Raw genomic sequence first — 20,393 nt, forward strand, 5'->3', positions numbered from 1 at the left:
GGCGGGGGGTGCCGTCGCGCTCGTACTTCCCGGACATGGCGGGCCAGCGGCTGCCGTAGCGCAGGGCGAGGAGACCCGCAAGCAGGATCAGCAGGCCGCCGGCGGCGGTGACATAGGGCCAGGCGGTGTGACTGAGGGCGTGGATGGTGGCCGCCGCGTCACCGGTGGTCCTGGCCGCCTCCTCGTCGAGGGCCGTGCTGTCGGAGGCGCCGGCCCAGGCGCTGAGGGTGGCGCCGAGGCCGCTGAGGGCCAGGAGCGCGGCGACGATCCGGCGGCCCGCGCCGCGTACGCGGCGGTGCGGGCACGGGGCTGGGGTACGGGAACAGCACTCACGCCCTCCACTATCCCCTACCGCCCCGACGCCCGTGGAGCCGGTCGGCCGTCAGCGGTTCAGCGGCCGTGGAGCCGGTTGGCCGTATGGACGGCGCGGAGCACGGCCGCCGCCTTGTTGCGGCATTCGGTGTCCTCGGCGACCGGGTCGGAGTCGGCGACGACGCCCGCCCCGGCCTGCACGTACGCGGTGCCGTCGCGAAGGAGCGCGGTCCGGATGGCGATGGCGGTGTCGGAGTCCCCGGCGAAGTCGAGGTAGCCGACGCAGCCCCCGTACAGTCCGCGGCGGCTCGGCTCCAGCTCCTCGATGATCTGCATGGCGCGGGGCTTGGGGGCTCCGGAGAGGGTGCCCGCGGGGAAGCAGGCGGTGAGGACGTCGAAGGCGGTGCGGTCCTCGGTGACGCGGCCGGTGACGGTGGAGACGATGTGCATCACGTGGGAGTAGCGCTCGATGGACATGAAGTCGACGACCTCGACGCTGCCCGGTTCGCAGACCCGGCCCAGGTCGTTGCGGCCGAGATCGACGAGCATCAGGTGCTCGGCGCGCTCCTTGGGGTCGGCGAGCAGTTCCTCGGCGAGCGCCTGGTCCTCCTGCGGGGTGGTGCCGCGGTGCCGGGTCCCGGCGATCGGGTGGACCATGGCCCGGCCGTCCTCGACCTTGACGAGGGCCTCGGGGCTGGAGCCGACGACGTCGAACCCGTCGAAGCGGAAGAGGTACATGTACGGGGACGGGTTGGTGGCCCGCAGGACCCTGTAGACGTCCAGGGCGCTCGCGGTGCAGGGCGTCTCGAAGCGCTGGGAGGGGACGACCTGGAAGGCCTCGCCCGCCCGGATCCGCTCCTTGATGTCGTCCACGGCGTCCTGGTAGGCCTCGCCGCCCCACAGTGCGGTGTACGGGGGCAGCTCGGACGGGGGCAGGACGGCGGGGGCGTTCTCGACCGGGCGGCGCAGGTCGCGCTCCATCGCGTCGAGGCGGGCGACGGCGTCCGCGTGGGCCTCGTCGACGCCGCTGGCGAGGTCGTTGTGGTTGATCGCGTTGGCGATCAGCAGGACGGTGCCGTTCTGGTGGTCGAGGACGGCGAGGTCCGAGGTGAGGAGCATGGTGAGCTCGGGCAGCTTCAGGTCGTCGCCGCCGTGCTCGCCGATCTTCTCCAGGCGGCGCACGATGTCGTAGCCGAGGTAGCCGACCATGCCGCCGGTGAACGGCGGGAGGCCCTCGTCCACGACCAGGTCGCGCGGGGTGTGCAGGGTCTCGACGGTGGCCCGCAGCGCGTCCAGCGGGTCGCCGGCCACGGGGACGCCGACGGGCGGGGTGCCCAGCCAGTGGGCCTCGCCGTCGCGGGTGGTGAGGGTGGCGTCGCTGCGGACGCCGATGAAGGAGTAGCGCGACCAGGTGCGGCCGTTCTCGGCGGACTCCAGCAGGAAGGTGCCGGGGCGTTCGGCGGCGAGCTTGCGGTACAGGCCGACCGGGGTGTCGCCGTCCGCGAGGAGGCGGCGGCTGACGGGGACGACGCGCCGGTCGACGGCCAGCTTGCGGAAGGTGTCGAGATCCATGGCCGGACCTTAGCTGTCGAGGAGGACGTCGGCGTCGAAGCAGGTGCGGTCGCCCGTGTGGCAGGCAGCGCCGGTCTGGTCGACCTTGACGAGGACGGTGTCGGCGTCGCAGTCCAGGGCGACGGACTTCACGTGCTGGACGTGACCCGAGGTGTCGCCCTTGACCCAGTACTCCTGGCGGCTGCGCGACCAGTAGGTGCAGCGGCCCGTCGTGAGGGTGCGGTGCAGCGCCTCGTCGTCCATCCAGCCGAGCATCAGCACCTCACCGGTGTCGTACTGCTGGGCGATGGCCGGGACCAGGCCGTCGGCGCCGCGCTTGAGGCGGGCGGCGATGGCGGGGTCGAGGTTGCCGGCGGGCGGGGTCGCGTCGGGCGTGCTGGTCATGGGGCCCATTGTGCCGTGGTTCCGGGCGCTTCCCGGCCGGACGTCCACTGGGCGGACCCGGGGTGACGGTCGTACGCTGGCGGGCATGTCGACCCATGCGAAGCGTGAACGTCTTCTGCTCGCCGATCTGTTGGAAGCGGCCGGTCCCGAGGCCCTGACCCTGTGCGACGGCTGGAAGACCCGCGACCTGGCCGCCCATGTGGTGGTCCGCGAACGCCGCGCGGACGCGGCGGGCGGGCTGCTGGTGAGTGCGCTGAAGGCCCGGCTGGAGCGGGTGCAGGCGGAGTTCGCGGCGAAGCCGTACGAGGAACTGATCCAGCTGATCCGTACCGGCCCGCCCCGGTTCTCCCCGATGGCCCTGAAGCAGATCGACGAGGCGGCCAACACGGTCGAGTTCTTCGTCCACGCGGAGGATGTCCGGCGGGCCCAGCCCGACTGGTCGCGCCGCGAGCTGGACCCGGTCTTCGCCGATGTGCTCTGGTCCCACACCGAGAAGACCTCCCGGCTGCTGGGCCGCAGGTCCCCCGTGGGGCTGGTGCTGCGCCGCCCGGACGGCCGGACGGCGGTGGCCCACAAGGGCACCCCCGGTGGTGACGGTGACCGGGGAGCCGGCCGAGCAGCTGCTGCTGTACGCGTTCGGCCGGCAGGACTCGGCGGACGTGCGGGTGGAGGGCGACGAGGCGGCGGTGGAGCGGCTGCGGAAGGCCGAGCTGGGGATGTAGTCCGCGTGGCGGGGTCGGTGGTCCGGCGGGGGTTCTGCCGGGACCGCCGCCCCCGGTCGGGCGGTCTCCGGGTCAGCGGGGCAGTTCGGCGCGGCGGAGTGCGGTGAGGGCGAGGCCCATCGCGCCGCCGGCCGCGCACACGGCCGCGCTGACCGCGAAGACCGGCCCGGTGCCCCAGAGGGCGACGGCGGCCCCGGTGACGGGGTAGCTCAGCGGGGCGATGGCGTAGGTGAAGAACGTCGACACGGACGTGACCCGGCCCAGGTACGCCGGGTCGGCGGCGGTCTGGACGAGGGCACCGCACAGCGCGCCGGCCAGACCGGCCGTGAGGCCGACGAACGCGGCGACCGCGGCGGCGAGGGCCACCGTGGGGACCTGGGCCAGGGCGGCGAGGCCGATGGCGCCGACGAGCGCCATCAGACACATCACGAGTCCGGCGCGCGGCACCCGGCCCCGGACGGCGAGGACGAGGGCGGACCCGGCCGCTCCGGCGGCGAATCCGGCGACGATCCAGCCCATGCCGGAGGCGCCCCAGCCGCGCTGCTCGGAGAGCAGGATCAGACCGAGGTTGAGCGGCCCGACGAAGCCGAGCTCGCTGAGGGCTATGACGAGCATCAGAGGGCCGAGCAGGGAGTGGCGGCGGATGTACCGGAGCCCGCCGACGAGGTCGTGCCAGGCGTTGGGGGCCTTCTCGGCGGCCGCCGCCTCGCCGGAGGTGTCCGGCCCGGGCAGGGGTCTGATCCGCAGGCTCAGGAGCAGCGGCAGGGACAGGGCGAAGAGCACTCCGGCGGCGGCGAAGGCGAGCGAGGGCCCGCCGGTCGCCACGGCGACCCCGCCCATCGGCGCGCCGATGATCGAGGAGCCGCGCGCGGCCAGGGCGCGCAGGCCCTGGATCCGGGCGAGCTGGCCCGGGGAGCTGATCCGGGGCGGCAGCGCCCCGACGGCGGGCAGGAACAGGGCGTCGACCGCGCCGAAGAGCAGGGCGACGACCACCAGGACGCCCACGGTGGGCGCGGTGAGGACCAGGATCGCGGCGAGGACGAGGACCAGAACGGCGCGGGCGGCGTCGCTGCCGATGACGACGCGGCGGGGCCCGAGCCGGTCGGCGAGCACTCCCCCGCCGAGCATGAGGAGCGCCCGGGGTATCGATCCCGCGGCGAGGACGAGGCCGGTGCCGGAGGCGCTGCCGGTACGGGCGGCGGCCCAGGCGAGGGCCATGAAGTAGACGCTGTCGCCGATCATCGACGCGGTGTACGCGCCGAGCCAGCGCAGGACGTTCGGGTCGCGGTGCGCGGGGCGTTCGGGGGCTTCCACGGCAGCGGTGACGGTCACGGGTCGGGTCCTTCCGGAGGCAGCGGCGCGGGGCTCAGGTCTCAGGGGGCGCAGGGCGCAGGTCTCAGGGGCGGAAGGGGAACCCGTACGTGTGCAGGGCGACGCTTTCCCGGCCCTCCGTGTCGCCCGCGTCGTCGCGGGCGCGGCCCGCTTCCTCGTAACGGTCGATCAGCGCGCCCATCTCCTGGCTGAGGGCGGCCAGCTCCGCGGCGGTGAGCCTGAGGAGGTTCTCCGAGCTCCAGGAGGCGCTGCGCCACTCCGCGTCCCAGGTGTGCCGTGCGCCCTGGTGGGCGCGGTAGAGCTCGACGTGCTGGTCGAAGGACATGCGGTTGGCGGCGGCATAGACGGCGGCCCTGTCCGGCGCGTCGTCGAAGTCCGCGTCGCTGAAGGTCAGCCCTCGGGAGGACGGCTGCCACCAGCGTTCCCGGCCGTCGGTGCCCTGGCCCTCGGCCGGTTCGATCAGTCCGTGGTCGGCGAGCTTGCGCAGGTGGTAGCTGACGAGGGAGACCGCCTCGTCGACCTGTTCGGCGAGCTGGGAGGCGGTGGCCGTGCGCTTGATGTGCAGGGCGCGGTAGAGCTTCAGGCGCAGGGGGTGGCCGATCGCCTTGAGGGTGTCGAGGTCGGAGATGCGGCGTCGCTCTTCACTGGGCATGACATGACCATAGATACGCAGGAAATGTTGCGCAAGAAGAATTGCACAATATTTGTTGCGGAGTTTTCGGGCGTCGGGCGGTGTCGGACGGCCGGGGTGTCTCAGGTGCCCAGCAGCCGCCGTGCCGCCAGGGCGAGCGAGACCTCGACCGCGTCCCGGGGGCGGGTGAGGCACCGGCCGGTGAGCTGTTCGAAGCGGCGGAGGCGGTTGAGGACGGTGTTGCGGTGGCAGTAGAGCCGGGCGCCCGCCCGCTGCGCCGAGCCGTCCGCGTCCAGCCAGGCGGTGAGGGTCTCCACGATGACGTCGCGGTCGGCGGGGTCCAGCCGGTCCAGCGGGCCCAGCACCCGGTCGGCGAGCGCGCCGGCGAGCGCCGGGGACGACACGACCAGGGCGTCCGGGAGGTGCTCGTCGAGCAGGACGGTCCCGCCGGAGGCCGGGCAGGCCCGCAGCGCGGTCTCCGCCAGCCGCCGGGCGTCGCCCAGGGCGGCCAGGCCCTCGACGGCGGAGCCGATCCCGGCCCGGGTCCCGGCCGGTACGTCCAGCGCGGCGGCCAGCTCGCTCAGCTCGCCGGGCGGGCCCGTCAGCGGCAGGATCGCGAACTCGGCGTCCGGGCCCGGGTGCCAGAGCGCGGTGGCTCCCGGGGCACCTGCGGGCAGCTCCACCGGCGGGCGGGCGACGGCCCCGGGCCCGGCTCCGGACCCCGGCTCGCGCGGGCCGGCGGCCACCGCGAGCACCGCGTACCGCCCCTGCTCCGGCAGCCCCAGCATCTCCGCCGCTTCGGCCAGGTCCGCGATCCGGGCGGTCCCGTCGAGCAGGGCGGCGACCATCAGCCGCTGGCGGTTCTCGCGGCGCCAGGACAGCCGCCGCTCGGCCTGCCGGTAGGCGTCCGCGACGACCCCGCAGTGCTCGTCCACGAAGTTCCACACATCGGCGGCGACATGGACGAGCAGCCGGATGTCGTCGGGGTCGCGCCGGGCGGTCTCGTCCACGAGGTCCTGCCAGACCATCGCGCCGCCCATCCGGAAAGCGTGCAGGACGGCATCGAGCGGCACGCCCTGCTCGGCGCGGATCTCGCCGATCCAGCGGGAGGTGCGGTGCGCCGACTCCCGGAACTCACGGGGCTGGATCAGGGAGCCGACGTTGTGCCGCAGGGAGTGGTGGACCTCCTGCCAGACCTCGGCCCGGTCGGAGTCGATCGCCGCCCGGTAGGCGGGCTCCTGGGCGTGCAGGGCCTCGACGAGCCGGTCGGTGAGCGCGGGCAGCGACGCGACGAGGACCCGGGCTGCCCGGTGCAGCACCTCGACGGACTCGCGGTCGGCCAGGGACCGGAAGCGGTGCGGCAACGGCGGTACCGGGGAGGGGCCGTGCAGCGCCCCGATCCGCGAACGTACGACCTGTGGCATGGCGGCCTCCACCGGGAATCGGCCCGCCGCGCGAGCGGCGGGCCCGGCGCACCGGCCCGGGCGGGCGCGAGCGCGGCGAGACGATCCTGACGCCCGCAGAATGACATACCGCCCAGTCGGTACCTAGAGGTCTGCGCCGAACTCGTCATCACGGTCTCGCAACCTCCCGGCCGTGGAACGGCCATGAGGGAGGTCAGGGGCTCAGCAGCCGGGCCAGCTCGGTGCGGGAGCGGATGGAGAGGGCGGCGAAGACGTTACGGAGGTGATGGTCGACCGTGCGGGGACTGAGCGAGAGCCGCAGCGCCACTTCGCGGTTGGTCGCCCCCTCGGCGACGCAGCGGGCGATGCGCTGCTGCTGGGGGGTGAGCGCCGCCAACGGGTCGCCCGCCAGGTCGGTCCGGGCTCCGGCCGGCTCCCCCGCCGCCCGTAGCTCCCCGGCCGCCCTCTCCGCCCAGGCGCGGGCCGAGCAGCGCTGGAAGCCGACCAGGGCGTCGCGCAGCGGGCGGCGGGCCTCGCGGGTACGCCGACGGCGGCGCAGCCACTGCCCGTACAGCAGATGGGTACGGGCCCGCTCGAAGTCGCCGCCGGCCTCTTCGTGGCGGGCCAGGGCCTCGGAGTAGCGGGCATCGGCCTCGTCGGCGGGGGCGAGGAGGGCCCGGCAGCGGGCCAGCTGGGCGGGGGCGCCCGGGTCGGCTGCCCGGGCGGCCCAGAAGGCGAACTCGTCGACGGCGGCGTGGAGTGCACGGGACTCCTCGGGAAGCCGTCCGTCCAGCACGGCGGCCTCGACCCAGCAGGGCACGGCGAGCGTCCGGGTGGCGAAGTGGCCGCGCCCCGGCCCGGCCTTGATCAGGGGGGCCAGCCGGGCGGCCGCCTCGCCCGGCCGCCCGGCGGCCAGGCCCGCCCGGGCCCGGGCCCAGGTGGCGAGGGTGACAGCCTGGACCAGCCCGTGCGGGCCCGCCTCGGCCATCGCGGCGTCCCCGTGTGCGTCGCACACCTCGGCAGGCCCTTCCACCGACGCGGCGAGGGCGAGCACGGCATGCAGATGGGCGGAGCTGTTGGGCTGCCCCGTGCGCCGGGCTGCATGCAGGCCCTCCAGGGCATGAGCCCGCGCACCGGCGTGCCGCCCGGCCCGCAGTTCGGCGTAGGCGAGGTGCTCGAGCGCCTGGGGCAGCAGCGTGTCGGGACCCCTGGTCCGTACGGCGGCGAGCGCGCGGGCGCCCGCGCGGCACGCGACGGCGATGTCGCCGAGGACCAGGGCCGCGACGCCGGCCCGGAGCAGCGCGGCCGGGTCGCCGGGGTCCCCGCCGGGGGCGAGGCAACGGCGGAGGCGGGCGTGCCCTTCGGCGGTGCGGCCTTCGAGCACGGCGCTCATGCCGGCCCGGTAGTGGTCCAGGGTCTCGTCCGCCGGGGTGCGGGCGAGACGCTTCATGGCGTCGAGGTAGCCGAGAGCGTCCCCTGCCGCCCAAGCCGCCTCGGCCGCGCCGAGAAGGGCGTCGAGCGCCCGGCGGTGATCGTGCGGCGCGAGGAGCGCGGCCGCGGCCAGCAGGACCTCGTGGGCGTCGGCCACGGGCCCGGAGCGGAGGGCCAGCATGCCGTCGACGTACGGGGCGAGCCCCGGCGTCGGGTCGGTGACGGCGACGCCAGGGGTGGTCGCAGGATCCGCGGGAGCGGCGTCGGCCGAGCGGGGCCCGGTTCTGGCCAGCAGGGCCCGGGCCAGGGGTGGGTTGCCCGCCAGCCGTGCCTGCTCGGCCGCCGCGGCGAACCGGGCTGCGCGCAGGGCCGGCCCGGTGGAGAGCAGGGCGGCACGGGCCAGTGCGGCGGCGCGGGCGGCGTGCGAGGAGGGGGCGACGGCGGCCGCTTCGAGCCCGGCGGCCAGCGCTGCGTCCGGACCGGAAGCGGCGCAGGCCCGCTGGACGAGGGCCGCGAGCGGGAGTGCGGTGGTTCGCGCCGTGCGGGCCTCCGGGAAGCCCGGCACGTCCCGGGCCCGCGAATCGTCCACCGCGCCCCGGTCGCCGGTCTCCGCCAACAGGGTGGCGAGCAGTTCGTGGGCGGCTCTGCGACGGGCCCAGGGGGCGTGGTGGAGCACAGCACGGGCGGCGAGACGGTGGGCGAAGTGAACGCGGCTGCCGGCCCGTTGGAGCAGGCCACCGAACCCGGTGCCGTCGAACAGGGCCCGGTCCAGGAAGGCCCGGGGCAGTCCGATGCGGGTGCCCGCGCGCAGCAGGAGCAGCGCGTCGGCCCCAGCGCCTTCCGGCTCGTGCTCCTGGGCCGCGGCGGCGAGCAGGAGCAGGGTGCGGGTCCGGTCCGGGAGGTCGTCGAGGCGTTCGGCGTGGGCGGCCAGCACCGCTTCGCCGCCGGGCAGGGGCCAGGGCAGCGGAGTGCGTCCGGCGAGCTGGTCCGGGGTGAGGCAGCCGGTGAGCCCGGCCAGCAGGCGCGGGTTTCCGCCCGCCTCGCGGAGGAGTTCGGCGCGCACGACCGGGTCGAGCCCTTCCGTGCCGGCGGCCAGCCGGTCCAGGAGCGCCGAGGCGGCCCCTTCGTCCAAGGGCGCGAGATGCAGCGTGGGCAGTCCGGCGAAGGCGGTGCCGTCCGCGGCCGAGAGGAGGAAGGCGATCCGGCTGCCCGCACCCGGCCCGCGGGCCGCGAAGGCGAGGGCGGCCCGCGACGCCGCGTCCCAGGCGTGCGCGTCGTCGACGCAGACCAGCAGCGGCCCGCGAGCGGCGAACTCCCGCAGCCGGCCGGCCAGGGCGTCGGGCGTGACGCCGGTGGGTGGAGCGCCCGGCGAAGCCCCGGCCGGCCCCACACCGAGCAGGGCGCCCAAGCCGCTGCAGGGCACGGCACGTTCGGCGGGGGCGGCCGTGGCGTACAACACGGAGCCACGGTCGCGGTGGGCCTCGGCTGCCGCGCGCAGCAGCGCCGTACGGCCGAGGCCGGGCGGCGCCGCCAGCACCAGCGCACTCCCGTCACCTCGCCGCAACAGCGCCAACAGCTTTTCCAGGGTGGCGAGTTCATCGTCCCGGCCGTACAGCCGGAGCGGACTGCGCACGGTCGTCGATGGGGTCACACCGGCACGGTACGTATCCGTAGGCCAGGGAGGAAGCGTCGCGTCCGCGTCCCGCCCGGTGCGGTGCGGGCTCCCATCCGAAGCCCTGCCGCGCTGTGCCGGAGCACAGCGCGGCAGGGTCCGGACGTCGGGTCTACGCCGTGTGCGGGCAGGTGCCCCGGTACTCCGCGATGGTCAGGCTCGGCCGCGGGAGCGGGCAGAGGAACTGCTCGTAGCGGGTGTCATTGTCGATGAATCGCTTCAGCCAGGAGATGCTGTACTTGGCGATCGTCGTGTTGGAGGTGTTCGGCGTGAAGTGCGAGGCGCCGCGCAGCTCCAGGTACGCCTTGTCCAGGGAGCCGGGCAGCGACTCGTAGAACGGTTCGGAGTGTGTGGCGACCGGGGCGACGCTGTCCCCGTCCGCCCCCACCACGAGGGTGGGCGTGCGCAGTTCGGGCCAGGTCTTGTCGGTGTTCCAGCCGGTCAGCGGAATCGCCGCCTTCAGCGATGTGCGGCTCTTGGCGGCTTCCAGGGAGCCACCGCCGCCCATCGAGTGACCCATCACACCGAGGCGCCCGGCGTCGACCCGTGCCCGGACCGAGCTGCGCTGGGTCAGGTAGTCCAGGGCCGCGAGGAGTTGGCGGCCCCGGCTGTCGGGCTGGTCGAGCGTGGTGTTGGTGTCGATGGTGAAGACGACGAAGCCCTGGGAGGCCAGGCGCGGTCCCAGCCAGGCGATCGAGGACTCGTACGCGGTGAAGCCGGGCGAGATGACGACCGCGCCGAAGGTACCGTCCGCGGTGGACGTCGGGTAGTGGATGGTGCCACCGCCGAATCCGCTCACGGCGAGCGAGGAGACGGAGGTCTGGGAGGTGGCGTACGAACCCCGGCTCGCCTCGATGGAGGCGTTGGTGGGGGCCGGGCCGCGCTCGTAGGGGTTGTCGGCCGCCTGGGCTCCGGGGACCAGGGCGGTCATCAGGAGACCGGCGGTGGCAGCGCCGGCGGTCACCAGACCCGTCAGCGTACGGGAGCGGCCCGTGAACGTACCGGAGCGGCTCGGGCGGGAAGAGCGCGGGGGGATGGTGCCGGAGGGGAGGTGCTGCTGCACGGGGGGATCCTCTCGGAGGTGGCGGGGAACCACACCACGCGAGACCCGTGAGCCCGTCGTCCAGAGGCTTTCGGAACCCCGCGCGGCCGCCGGCGTCGTTCGCCGGCGGTCGCCACTCTCACCCTGTGTCCCGGGGGTACGCATCGGCGGTATCACCGGTCTCGGCAGACCGGTGATACCGCCTCGCACTGCGTACGGGTTCAGCGGACCGGGTGGCCCGCGTCCCGCAGCGCGCCCTTGACCTCGGAGATCCGCAGGTCGCCGAAGTGGAAGACGGACGCGGCGAGCACCGCGTCGGCCCCCGCCCCGATCGCCGGGGCGAAGTCGCCGAGCCGGCCCGCGCCGCCGGAGGCGATGACGGGCACGGTGACGTGCTTCCGGACCGCCTCGATCATCTCGGTGTCGTAGCCGTCCTTGGTGCCGTCGGCGTCCATCGAGTTGAGCAGGATCTCGCCCGCGCCCAGCTCGGCGGCCCGGTGGGCCCACTCGACGGCGTCGATGCCGGTGCCCTTGCGGCCGCCGTGCGTGGTGACCTCGAACGTGCCCTCCGGAGTGCGGCGGGCGTCGACCGAGAGCACCAGGACCTGGCGTCCGAAGCGTTCGGCGATCTCGCGGATGAGGTCGGGGCGGGCGATGGCGGCGGTGTTGACGCCGACCTTGTCCGCTCCGGCGCGCAGCAGCTTGTCGACGTCCTCCGGGGTGCGGACGCCACCGCCGACGGTGAGCGGGATGAAGACCTGCTCGGCGGTGCGGCGGACCACGTCGTACGTCGTCTCGCGGTCGCCGCTGGAGGCGGTGATGTCGAGGAAGGTCAGCTCGTCGGCACCCTCGGCGTCGTACAGCTTGGCCATCTCGACGGGGTCGCCCGCGTCGCGGAGGTTCTGGAAGTTGACGCCCTTGACGACCCGGCCGTTGTCGACGTCGAGGCAGGGGATGACCCGTACGGCAAGTGTCACTTCGTGCCTCCTCGGTAGGCCTCGACCTCGACCTCGACGACCAGGCTCGGATCCACGAAACCGGATACGATGATCATCGAGGCGGCGGGGCGCACGGCGTCGAACAGCTCCTTGTGGGCGCGGCCGACCTCGTCCACGTCCCGGGCGTGCGTGATGTACATCCGGGTGCGGACGACGTCCTCGCGTCCCAGGCCCACCTGCTCCAGCGCCGCGAACGCGACGTCGAAAGAGGTGACGGCCTGCTCGTACGGGGAGCCCGCGGCGATCTGGCCGTTGACCACGGAGGTGCAGCCGGCCACCAGGACGAGCCCGCCCGGGAGTTCGACCGCGCGGGAGTAGCCGAACTTCTCCTCCCAGGGCGCGCCGGTGGAGATTCGGCGCACGCCCGTGGCCGGGGCGGCGGCGTCCGTCATGCGGCGACCGCCTTGAGCGCCTCTTCCAGCGTGAACGCCTTGGCGTACAGCGCCTTGCCGACGATCGCGCCCTCGACGCCTTCGGGGACGAGGAGGGAGATCGCGCGGAGGTCGTCCAGCGACGAGACGCCGCCGGAAGCGACGACCGGGCGGTCGGTGACCGCGCAGACGTCGCGCAGGAGGCCCAGGTTGGGGCCTTCCAGGGTGCCGTCCTTGGCGATGTCGGTGACGACGTAGCGGGCGCAGCCCTCGGCGTCGAGGCGGGCGAGGGTCTCGTAGAGGTCCCCGCCGTCGCGGGTCCAGCCGCGGCCGCGCAGGGTGGTGCCGCGGACGTCGAGGCCGACGGCGATCTTGTCGCCGTGCTCGGCGATGACCTTGGCGACCCACTCGGGGGTCTCCAGGGCGGCGGTGCCGAGGTTGACGCGGCGGCAGCCGGTGGCGAGCGCGGCCTCCAGCGAGGCGTCGTCGCGGATGCCGCCGGACAGCTCGACCTTGATGTCCATGGCCCCGGCGACCTCGGCGATCAGGGCGCGGTTGTCGCCCGTGCCGAAGGCGGCGTCCAGGTCGACGAGGTGCAGCCACTCGGCGCCGGCGGACTGCCAGGCGAGGGCGGCCTCCAGCGGGGAGCCGTAGGAGGTCTCGGAGCCGGACTCGCCGTGGACGAGGCGGACGGCCTGGCCGTCGCGGACGTCGACGGCGGGGAGCAGTTCAAGCTTCGGCATTACAGCGTCTCGATCCAGTTGGTCAGCAGCTGGGCGCCGGCATCGCCGGACTTCTCGGGGTGGAACTGGGTGGCCCACAGCGCGCCGTTCTCCACGGCGGCCACGAACCGTTCGCCGTGCGTGGACCAAGTGACCTTGGGGGCACGGATCTTGGCGTTGGTGACTTCGAGGGTCCAGTCGTGCGCCGCGTAGGAGTGCACGAAGTAGTACCGGGCCTCGGGATCCAGTCCGGCGAAGAGCCGGGAGTCCTCGGGGGCCTCCACGGTGTTCCAGCCCATGTGCGGAACGACGTCGGCCTTCAGGGGGCCGACCGTGCCGGGCCATTCGTCCAGGCCCTCGGTCTCCACGCCGTGCTCGATGCCGCGCTCGAAGAGGATCTGCATCCCGACGCAGATGCCCATGACGGGGCGGCCGCCGGCCAGCCGGCGGCCGACGATCCAGTCACCGCGGGCCCGCTTCAGCCCGTCCATACAGGCGGAGAACGCGCCGACGCCGGGGACGAGCAGCCCGTCGGCGTTCATCGCGCGGTCGAAGTCGCGGGTGATCTCGACGTCCGCGCCGACCCGGGCGAGGGCCCGCTCGGCGGACCGGACGTTGCCGAAGCCGTAGTCGAAGACGACGACCTTCTTCTGGTTCTCACTCATGACGTACCCGCTCTCAGTCCCACAGGCCCTGGATCCGCAGGATGCCCGCTACCAGGCACATCACGGATCCGATCGACAGCAGCACGATGACGCCCTTGGGCATCCCCTGCTTGGCGAAGGAGTAGACGCCGCCGGCCAGGAAGAGGCCGACGACGATCAGAATGGTGTTGAGGCCGGTCACAGGGCGCCCTTCGTGGAGGGCAGGATGCCGGCGGCGCGCGGGTCGTGCTCGGAGGCGTAGCGCAGGGCGCGGGCGAGCGCCTTGAACTGGCACTCGACGATGTGGTGCGCGTTGCGCCCGTACGGGACGTGGATGTGCAGGGCGATCTGCGCCTGGGCGACGAAGGACTCGAAGATGTGGCGGGTCATCGTCGTGTCGTAGGTCCCGATCATCGGGGCCATGTTCTCCGGCTCGGTGTGGATCAGGTACGGGCGGCCGGAGAGGTCGACGGTGACCTGGGCGAGCGACTCGTCCAGCGGGACGGTGCAGTTGCCGAAGCGGTAGATGCCGACCTTGTCGCCGAGGGCCTGCTTGAAGGCGGCGCCGAGCGCGAGCGCGGTGTCCTCGATGGTGTGGTGGGTGTCGATGTGCAGGTCGCCCTCGGTCTTGACCGTGAGGTCGAAGAGGCCGTGACGGCCGAGCTGGTCGAGCATGTGGTCGTAGAAGCCGACCCCGGTGGCGACATCGACCTTTCCGGTGCCGTCGAGGTTGATCTCGACGAGCACGGACGTTTCCTTGGTGGTGCGTTCCACGCGGCCTACGCGGGGGCTCATGCGTCGTGCTCCTTCTTGAGTTCGCGTACCGCATCGAGGAACGCGTCGTTCTCTGCCGGGGTGCCCGCGGTGACCCGCAGCCAGCCCGGTACGCCGTTGTCCCGGACCAGGACGCCCTTGTCGAGGATCCGCTGCCAGACGGCGTGGCTGTCGTCGAAGCGGCCGAACTGGACGAAGTTGGCGTCCGAGTCGGTGACCTCGTAGCCGGTGGCGCGCAGCTCGGCCACCAGCCGGTCGCGCTCGCTCTTGAGCTGCGCGACGTACCCCAGCAGCGTATCGGTGTGCTCCAGCGCGGCGAGCGCGGTGGCCTGGGTGACCGAGGAGAGGTGGTACGGGAGCCGCACCAGCTGGACGGCGTCGACCACGGCCGGGTCGGCGGCGAGGTAGCCGAGGCGGAGCCCGGCCGCGCCGAAGGCCTTGGACATGGTCCGGGAGACGATCAGGTTGCGGCGGCCCTCGATCAGCGGGAGCAGCGAGGGCTGGTGGCTGAACTCGCCGTACGCCTCGTCGACGACGACGATCGAGGGTCCTGCGGCCTGGGCGGCGTCGTACAGGGCGAGGACGGTGTCGGCCTCGACGGCGGTGCCGGTGGGGTTGTTGGGCGAGGTGATGAAGACGACCTCGGGCCGGTGCTCGGCGATGGCGGCGCGGGCGGCGTCCACGTCGATGGTGAAGTCGTCGTTGCGCGGCCCGGAGATCCAGCCGGTGCCCGTGCCCCGGGAGATCAGGGCGTGCATGGAGTACGAGGGTTCGAAGCCGATCGCGGTGCGGCCGGGCCCGCCGAAGGTCTGCAGCAGCTGCTGGAGGACCTCGTTGGAGCCGTTGGCGGCCCAGACGTGGGCCGCGGTCACCTCGTGCCCGGCGGTCCGCGACAGGTAGCGGGCCAGCTCGGTGCGGAGCTCGACGGCGTCCCGGTCGGGGTAGCGGTTGAGGCCGCGGGCGGCGTCGCGGACCCGCTCGGCGATCCGCTCGACCAGGGCCTCGGGGAGCGGGTAGGGGTTCTCGTTGGTGTTGAGGCGTACGGGGACGTCGAGCTGGGGCGCTCCGTACGGGGACTGGCCGCGCAGTTCGTCGCGGATGGGGAGCTCGTCCCAGGGGTTACGGGGGGTGGTGCTGCCGTTCGTCACTGCTGTGGGACCTTCCAGCCGAACCGTGCCTTGAGGGCGGCGCCGTGGGCGGGGAGGTCCTCCGCCTCGGCGAGGGTCACGACATGGTGGGTGACCTCGGCGAGCGCGTCGCGGGTGTAGTCGACGATGTGGATGCCGCGCAGGAAGGACTGCACGGAGAGGCCCGAGGAGTGGCAGGCGCAGCCGCCGGTGGGCAGGACGTGGTTGGAGCCGGCGCAGTAGTCGCCGAGGGAGACCGGGGCCCAGGGGCCGACGAAGATCGCTCCGGCGTTGCGGACCCGGTCGGCGACGGCGGCGGCGTCGGCGGTCTGGATCTCCAGGTGCTCGGCGCCGTACGCGTCGACGACCTTGAGGCCGTCCTCGATCGAGGAGACGAGGACGATCGCGGACTGGCGCCCGGCGAGCGCGGGCTCGATCCGGTCGGTGATGTGCTTGGTGGCGGCGACCTGCGGGACCAGCTCCGCCTCGGTGGCCGCAGCCAGCTCCTCGGAGTCGGTGACCAGGACGGCGGCGGCCATCGGGTCGTGCTCGGCCTGGCTGATCAGGTCGGCGGCGACGTGCACCGGGTCGGCGGTGGCGTCGGCGAGGATCGCGATCTCGGTGGGCCCGGCCTCGGCGTCGATGCCGATACGGCCCTTGAGGAGGCGCTTGGCGGCGGCGACGTAGATGTTGCCGGGGCCGGTGACCAGGTTGACCGGGGAGCAGTCCTCGGTGCCGTACGCGAACATCGCGACGGCCTGGGCGCCTCCGGCCGCGTACACCTCGTCCACGCCGAGCAGGGCGCAGGCGGCCAGGATCGTGGGGTGCGGGAGGCCGCCGAAGTCCTTCTGCGGCGGTGATGCGACGGCGACGCCCTCGACGCCCGCCTCCTGGGCCGGGACGACGTTCATCACGACGGAGGAGGGGTAGACCGAGCGGCCGCCGGGGACGTAGAGCCCGACGCGCTCGACGGGGACCCACTTCTCGGTGACGGTGCCGCCGGGGACGACCTGGGTGGTGTGCGTGGTGCGGCGCTGCTCGCGGTGGACGAGGCGGGCGCGGCGGATCGACTCCTCCAGCGCGGCGCGGACGGCGGGGTCCAGCTCTTCCAGCGCCCGGGTCAGGGCCTCGGCGGGCACCCGGACCGACTCGTTCCGGACACCGTCGAGCTTCTCTCCCCAGTCGATCACTGCCGCGGAGCCACGATGGCGTACGTCCTCGCAGATGGGCCGCACCGTCTTCAGGGCGGCTTCCACGTCGAACTCGGCACGGGGCAGCAGGTCGCGCAGGGCTCCGCCCTCGGGGAGGGCGTCGCCGCGCAGGTCGATTCGAGAGATCACACGGCAATTCTCTCAGACCGCCCAGGACGGCCGGTCCTCCGTATCACTGGCTGATACCGGTCGTCCGCACCACTGACTGATACGTGTCTCGGCCATGTCCGGCCGTCACTGCTGACCGCTGGCTTTCACCGCGTCACACAGGGGCATAACGGCTCTACGGCATGTGTGCCCCCGAGGGCATGGCGGCAGCGCTACAGCATGTGTGCACGGAGGGAGCGGCCGTGACCGAGCCGCACGAAGGCGACATCCCGGACGGCCTCAGCGCAGCGGAGCTGGGCATGTGGCAGTCCTTCCGCAACGGGACCACCTACGACTTGCGCAGTTACGACACGACCCGCAACGACCCGTTCGCCCCGCAGACGTGGGGGCCCGAGCGGAGCGTCGGCGCGCGCACGGTGGCGCGGCTGCTGCTTGACGGCCCGCCCGCCAGGCCCGGCCGGGTGGCGGCGCTGAAGCTCCGGGGGGTGCGGATCACCGGGAAGCTGGATCTGGCGGGCGGCCGCGTCTCTCCGTACGTGGAGCTGACCGGCTGCCGTTTCGAGCAGGAGGTGGTGCTTCCCGAGTGCCACTTCACGACGCTGCGGCTGGTGGGCTGCGCGCTGCCCCGGCTGGAGGCGGCGCGCCTGCAGACCGAGGGCGATCTGCATCTGCCGCGCTGCCGGATCGACCGGGGGATCCGGCTGACCGACGCCCAGATCGGCACGGACCTGCTGATCAACCAGCTCAGCGTGGGCCCGGACCGGCACGGGCGGGCCATCGTCGGGGACGGCATGGCGGTCGCGCAGGACCTCCAGGCCGAGATGATCGAGACGCTGGGCGAGCTGAGCCTGCGCGGCACGAAGGTGGGCGGTTCGCTGAGCCTGCGCGGCAGCCGGCTGCGCGCCGCGGAGGACCGGCGCGCGCTGAACGCCCCGCAGCTGACGGTGGAGCGCACGCTCTACATGACCGAGGCGTGGGTGAGCGTCGACACGGGGAACCAGGGCACCACTCCGCCGTACGGCGTGGTCTACGCCCCGACCCCGGCGCGCGGCACCCGCTCGCAGAACTTCGAGAGCAGGGGCGGGGTGCGGCTGGACGACGGGCGGTTCGGGGACGCGGTGGACCTGCACGGGGCCCGGTTCATGATGACCCGGCAGGAGGAGCTGTCGCTGCGCCGGATCGTGACTCCGGAGCTGCGGTTCAACGCGGAGCGCCCGGAGGAGGGGCGGGTCGTGCTGAACGGCGCGAAGGTGGTGACCCTGATCGACCTGTCGACGAGCTGGCCGGGCCCCGGTGGGCTGGCGATGGGCGGTTTCGTCTACGAGAACCTCGTCCCCTACGGCCACTTCCCGCTCTCCCGGCGGCTGGAGTGGGTGCAGGCCGCGACCCCGGAGTACGTCCCCGAGCCGTACGAGCGGCTGGCCACGGTGATGCGCAGCTGCGGGGAGGACGCGGACGCGCGCGAGGTGCTGCTCGCCAAGCAGCGCCGCCGCCGCGAGACGCTGCCGCCCGCGGCGAAGGCCTGGGGGTACCTCCAGGACTGGACGGTGGCGTACGGCTACCGGCCCGGGCGGGCGGCGGTGTGGATGGCGGTGCTGTGGGCGGCGGGTACGGCGGCGTTCGCGCAGCACGCCCCGCCCTCGATCAAGGGCGAGGAGCATCCGCAGTGGAATCCCGCCCTCTACGCGCTGGATCTGCTGATCCCGGTGATCAACCTCGGACAGGACGGCTACTGGCGGATGGAGGACGCCTGGCAGTGGGCCGCGGCCGGTCTGGTGCTGGTGGGATGGGTTCTGGCCACCACGGTGGCGGCGGGGGCCTCCCGGATGCTGCGCAGAGGCTGACCCGGCGGCCGGGCCGGAAGAGGGCGAATGCCGTACGGGACTGCTCCGGAAGCCGTAACGGCACGATCGAGGGCGGCAGTTCCCCCGACTCCGGCCGCCCTCGCACCGATGACGACCGGGACGGAAGAGGCTTCCGGGCGGATGCAATCAAGCCAACGGCGGGCATTTCCTTTGCCCTTTCTTGACCGGCCCCGATACAACCCATTCACTCGGCACAGAAGCTTCACAGCACGCCTCTGGCGCGGCCCTCACCAGCGCTTTTCAATGGTCTGCACCATGGCATTCCTTCGCGCTCTGCTCAGTACCGCGCGCATGATCCGGCACAGCCCTCCGCTGTCCGCCGGACGGTCCGCGGATGACGCGGTGCTGCTCGACGCCCCCGACGAGCGGCTCTCTCCCGCGCTGGTCGCCGCTGCCCTGGGGGACCACGAACCGGCCGCCAAGCTGCTCGCCACCACCCGGGACGCCGCCGACTGGGAGAACCGGGACCGCTATCTCGGCCGGCTCGTCGCGTTCGCCCACAGCCGGGACGGCTGGCTCGTCGACTGGCTGGCCGCCGCCCCCCGCGATCCGGACGCGCTGCTGGTCAAGGCCGAGCTGTCGGTCCGCCGGGCCTGGGAGTCACCCGCCCGTGCGGAACGGCTCCGTGAGGTCGGCCCGCTGATCACCGCGGCAGCCGACGCGGACCCACGTGACCCCGTGCCGTGGCGCCTGGCCCTGGACCACGCGCGCGGTACCCACGCCACGCACACCGCCTTCGAGTCGCTGTGGGAGCAGGCCGTACGGCGCTCCGCGCACCACTACGGCTGCCATGTGGCGGCGCTGCGCTACCTCTCCGCCGCCTGGTACGGCTCGCACCGCGAGTGCTTCGACTTCGCCGAGCAGGCCGCGGCGGACGCGCTGCCCGACTCGCTGGTACAGGCCCTGCCGGTCCGGGCGGCCTTCGCGCTGCTCCTGGACGCCCAGGCGGCGGGCCGGACCACCTCCGTACTGGAGGAGCGGATCGACGCGGCGGCCGACCTGGCGATCAAGCTCTCCGCCGCCTACCGGCCCGGCGACCCCTGGCCGGCCGAGGTCCGCAACCTCCTCGCGTACGTCCTGCTCGCCCGGGGCCGCTGGGCGGAGGCGCTGCACCAGTTCAACCTGATCGGGCTGCACGCGACGTCGTTCCCGTGGTCGTCGGTGTCCGAGGACGCGCTCGGCCGCTTCCTGGACGCGCGGGACGACGCACGCCTCCAGGTGGCCTCCCTGACCCCGCTGCGCGACCGGGCCGGTCACGGCCGCCCCAGGGGCCATTACGCTTGAGCGTTGTGACCACCGCCCGCCTTCCCCTTTTCCCGCTCAACGCGGTGCTGTTCCCCGGCCTGGTGCTGCCGCTCAACGTCTACGAAGAGCGATATCGCGCCATGATGCGGGAGCTGCTGAAGAGCGACGAGGACGAACCTCGCCGCTTCGTCGTGGTGGCGATCCGCGACGGCCGCGAGATCGCCCCGACGGCCACCGGCATGCCGGACACGGTCGCGGCGGCCCCGCCCGCCGAGCGCGCCCCGTCGGACGGCTTCGGCCCCGATCCGATCCAGACCTTCCACCGGGTCGGCTGCGTCGCCGACGCGGCGACGATCCGCGAGCGCGCCGACGGCAGCTTCGAGGTCCTGGCCACCGGCACCACCCGGGTCAGGCTGCTCTCCGTCGAGGCGGACGGCCCGTATCTGACCGCCGAGGTCGAGGACCTGGCCGAGGAGCCGCCCGCCGGGGACGAGGCCGACGAGGCCGGAGCCCTGGCGGAGGGCGTTCTGCGGGCCTTCCGCTCGTACCAGAAGCGGCTGGCCGGGGCGAGCGAACGCTCGCTGGCGACCGGCGCGGAGCTCCCCGACGACCCGTCCGTGATCTCCTACCTGGTCGCGGCGGCCACGGTCCTGGACGTCCCCACCAAGCAGCGCCTGCTCCAGGCCCCGGACACCGCGACCCGGCTGCGCGAGGAACTGACGCTGTTGCGCAAGGAGACGGCGGTCATCCGGCACCTGCCCTCGCTGCCGGCGACGGACCTGACGCGGTCCCCCACCCACCCCAACTGACGAGGACCGGCCCCCGTT

At 73.7% G+C, this 20,393-nt stretch carries 18 protein-coding genes and 2 pseudogenes; 4 read left to right on the forward strand and 16 right to left on the reverse strand.

The features are described 5' to 3' along the window. The 3 genes and pseudogenes from D3105_RS22785 to hisI form a co-directional block, all read right to left on the reverse strand. A pseudogene (locus tag D3105_RS22785) lies at nucleotides 1-289 on the reverse strand (TIGR02234 family membrane protein); the annotation flags it as partial. Between the two features lie 101 nt (nucleotides 290-390). Further along, nucleotides 391-1,884 (reverse strand): anthranilate synthase component I, encoded by a 1,494-nt coding sequence (locus tag D3105_RS22790; protein ID WP_118904921.1) that lies wholly within the window; start codon nucleotides 1,882-1,884, stop codon nucleotides 391-393. Between the two features lie 9 nt (nucleotides 1,885-1,893). Continuing rightward, a complete protein-coding gene (hisI, locus tag D3105_RS22795) occupies nucleotides 1,894-2,268 on the reverse strand; it encodes a phosphoribosyl-AMP cyclohydrolase (RefSeq protein ID WP_118904936.1) in 375 nt (124 codons plus the stop codon). Nucleotides 2,269-2,353: 85 nt separating this feature from the next. Here hisI and D3105_RS22800 point away from each other — a divergent pair. Next, nucleotides 2,354-2,990, forward strand: a pseudogene (locus D3105_RS22800) (TIGR03085 family metal-binding protein). Nucleotides 2,991-3,062: 72 nt separating this feature from the next. Here the strand turns inward: D3105_RS22800 and D3105_RS22805 are convergent. The 13 genes from D3105_RS22805 to hisD all read right to left on the reverse strand — a co-directional run bounded on the left by D3105_RS22805 (nucleotide 3,063) and on the right by hisD (nucleotide 16,477). Beyond that, the gene (locus tag D3105_RS22805; RefSeq protein ID WP_118904922.1) at nucleotides 3,063-4,322 is read right to left on the reverse strand and encodes an MFS transporter; all 1,260 of its coding nucleotides are present in this window, start codon (nucleotides 4,320-4,322) and stop codon (nucleotides 3,063-3,065) included. 64 nt (nucleotides 4,323-4,386) lie between these two features. After that, nucleotides 4,387-4,974, reverse strand: a complete 588-nt coding sequence (locus D3105_RS22810; protein WP_118904923.1) for an ArsR/SmtB family transcription factor — start codon at nucleotides 4,972-4,974, stop codon at nucleotides 4,387-4,389. 101 nt (nucleotides 4,975-5,075) lie between these two features. Further along, on the reverse strand, nucleotides 5,076-6,377 hold the full coding sequence (locus D3105_RS22815; RefSeq protein WP_206272850.1) for a PucR family transcriptional regulator: 1,302 nt from the start codon (nucleotides 6,375-6,377) through the stop codon (nucleotides 5,076-5,078). Between the two features lie 193 nt (nucleotides 6,378-6,570). Next, on the reverse strand, nucleotides 6,571-9,438 hold the full coding sequence (locus D3105_RS22820) for a helix-turn-helix transcriptional regulator (protein ID WP_240646997.1): 2,868 nt from the start codon (nucleotides 9,436-9,438) through the stop codon (nucleotides 6,571-6,573). Between the two features lie 133 nt (nucleotides 9,439-9,571). Then, nucleotides 9,572-10,522, reverse strand: coding sequence for an alpha/beta hydrolase (locus tag D3105_RS22825; RefSeq protein WP_118904926.1), 951 nt, complete (start codon nucleotides 10,520-10,522; stop codon nucleotides 9,572-9,574). 200 nt (nucleotides 10,523-10,722) lie between these two features. Beyond that, nucleotides 10,723-11,478, reverse strand: a complete 756-nt coding sequence (gene hisF, locus D3105_RS22830; protein WP_118904927.1) for an imidazole glycerol phosphate synthase subunit HisF — start codon at nucleotides 11,476-11,478, stop codon at nucleotides 10,723-10,725. Beyond that, nucleotides 11,475-11,891 carry a RidA family protein gene (locus D3105_RS22835; RefSeq protein WP_118904928.1) on the reverse strand — a complete coding sequence of 139 codons (417 nt, stop codon included), beginning with the start codon at nucleotides 11,889-11,891 and terminating at the stop codon, nucleotides 11,475-11,477. The genes hisF and D3105_RS22835 overlap by 4 nt, the downstream gene beginning before the upstream one ends. After that, the gene (priA, locus tag D3105_RS22840; protein ID WP_010064537.1) at nucleotides 11,888-12,613 is read right to left on the reverse strand and encodes a bifunctional 1-(5-phosphoribosyl)-5-((5-phosphoribosylamino)methylideneamino)imidazole-4-carboxamide isomerase/phosphoribosylanthranilate isomerase PriA; all 726 of its coding nucleotides are present in this window, start codon (nucleotides 12,611-12,613) and stop codon (nucleotides 11,888-11,890) included. The genes D3105_RS22835 and priA overlap by 4 nt, the downstream gene beginning before the upstream one ends. Then, nucleotides 12,613-13,257 (reverse strand): imidazole glycerol phosphate synthase subunit HisH, encoded by a 645-nt coding sequence (gene hisH, locus D3105_RS22845; protein WP_118904929.1) that lies wholly within the window; start codon nucleotides 13,255-13,257, stop codon nucleotides 12,613-12,615. The genes priA and hisH overlap by 1 nt, the downstream gene beginning before the upstream one ends. Before the next feature lie 13 nt (nucleotides 13,258-13,270). After that, a complete protein-coding gene (locus D3105_RS34675; RefSeq protein ID WP_003969742.1) occupies nucleotides 13,271-13,438 on the reverse strand; it encodes a hypothetical protein in 168 nt (55 codons plus the stop codon). Then, entirely contained in the window at nucleotides 13,435-14,031 is a 597-nt protein-coding gene (gene hisB / locus D3105_RS22850; protein WP_118904930.1) for an imidazoleglycerol-phosphate dehydratase HisB, read from the reverse strand. Before hisB ends, D3105_RS34675 begins: the two co-directional genes overlap by 4 nt. After that, nucleotides 14,028-15,158: a histidinol-phosphate transaminase gene (locus tag D3105_RS22855; RefSeq protein ID WP_118904931.1), complete on the reverse strand. Its 1,131-nt coding sequence runs from the start codon at nucleotides 15,156-15,158 to the stop codon at nucleotides 14,028-14,030. Before D3105_RS22855 ends, hisB begins: the two co-directional genes overlap by 4 nt. Next, nucleotides 15,155-16,477: a histidinol dehydrogenase gene (hisD, locus tag D3105_RS22860; protein ID WP_118904932.1), complete on the reverse strand. Its 1,323-nt coding sequence runs from the start codon at nucleotides 16,475-16,477 to the stop codon at nucleotides 15,155-15,157. The genes D3105_RS22855 and hisD overlap by 4 nt, the downstream gene beginning before the upstream one ends. Before the next feature lie 221 nt (nucleotides 16,478-16,698). Between hisD and D3105_RS22865 the strand changes: the two genes are divergently transcribed. The 3 genes from D3105_RS22865 (at nucleotide 16,699) to D3105_RS22875 (ending at nucleotide 20,375) form a co-directional block, all read left to right on the forward strand. Beyond that, complete coding sequence (locus D3105_RS22865) at nucleotides 16,699-18,300, forward strand: oxidoreductase (protein ID WP_118904933.1); 1,602 nt, start codon at nucleotides 16,699-16,701, stop codon at nucleotides 18,298-18,300. Nucleotides 18,301-18,564: 264 nt separating this feature from the next. Then, a complete protein-coding gene (locus D3105_RS22870; protein ID WP_118904934.1) occupies nucleotides 18,565-19,605 on the forward strand; it encodes a hypothetical protein in 1,041 nt (346 codons plus the stop codon). A 5-nt stretch (nucleotides 19,606-19,610) separates the two neighbouring features. Further along, nucleotides 19,611-20,375, forward strand: coding sequence for an LON peptidase substrate-binding domain-containing protein (locus tag D3105_RS22875; protein ID WP_118904935.1), 765 nt, complete (start codon nucleotides 19,611-19,613; stop codon nucleotides 20,373-20,375). Nucleotides 20,376-20,393: the final 18 nt, after the last annotated feature.

This window comes from Streptomyces globisporus (assembly GCF_003501885.1).
In the GTDB taxonomy this organism is placed as follows: Bacteria; Actinomycetota; Actinomycetes; order Streptomycetales; family Streptomycetaceae; genus Streptomyces; species Streptomyces globisporus_D.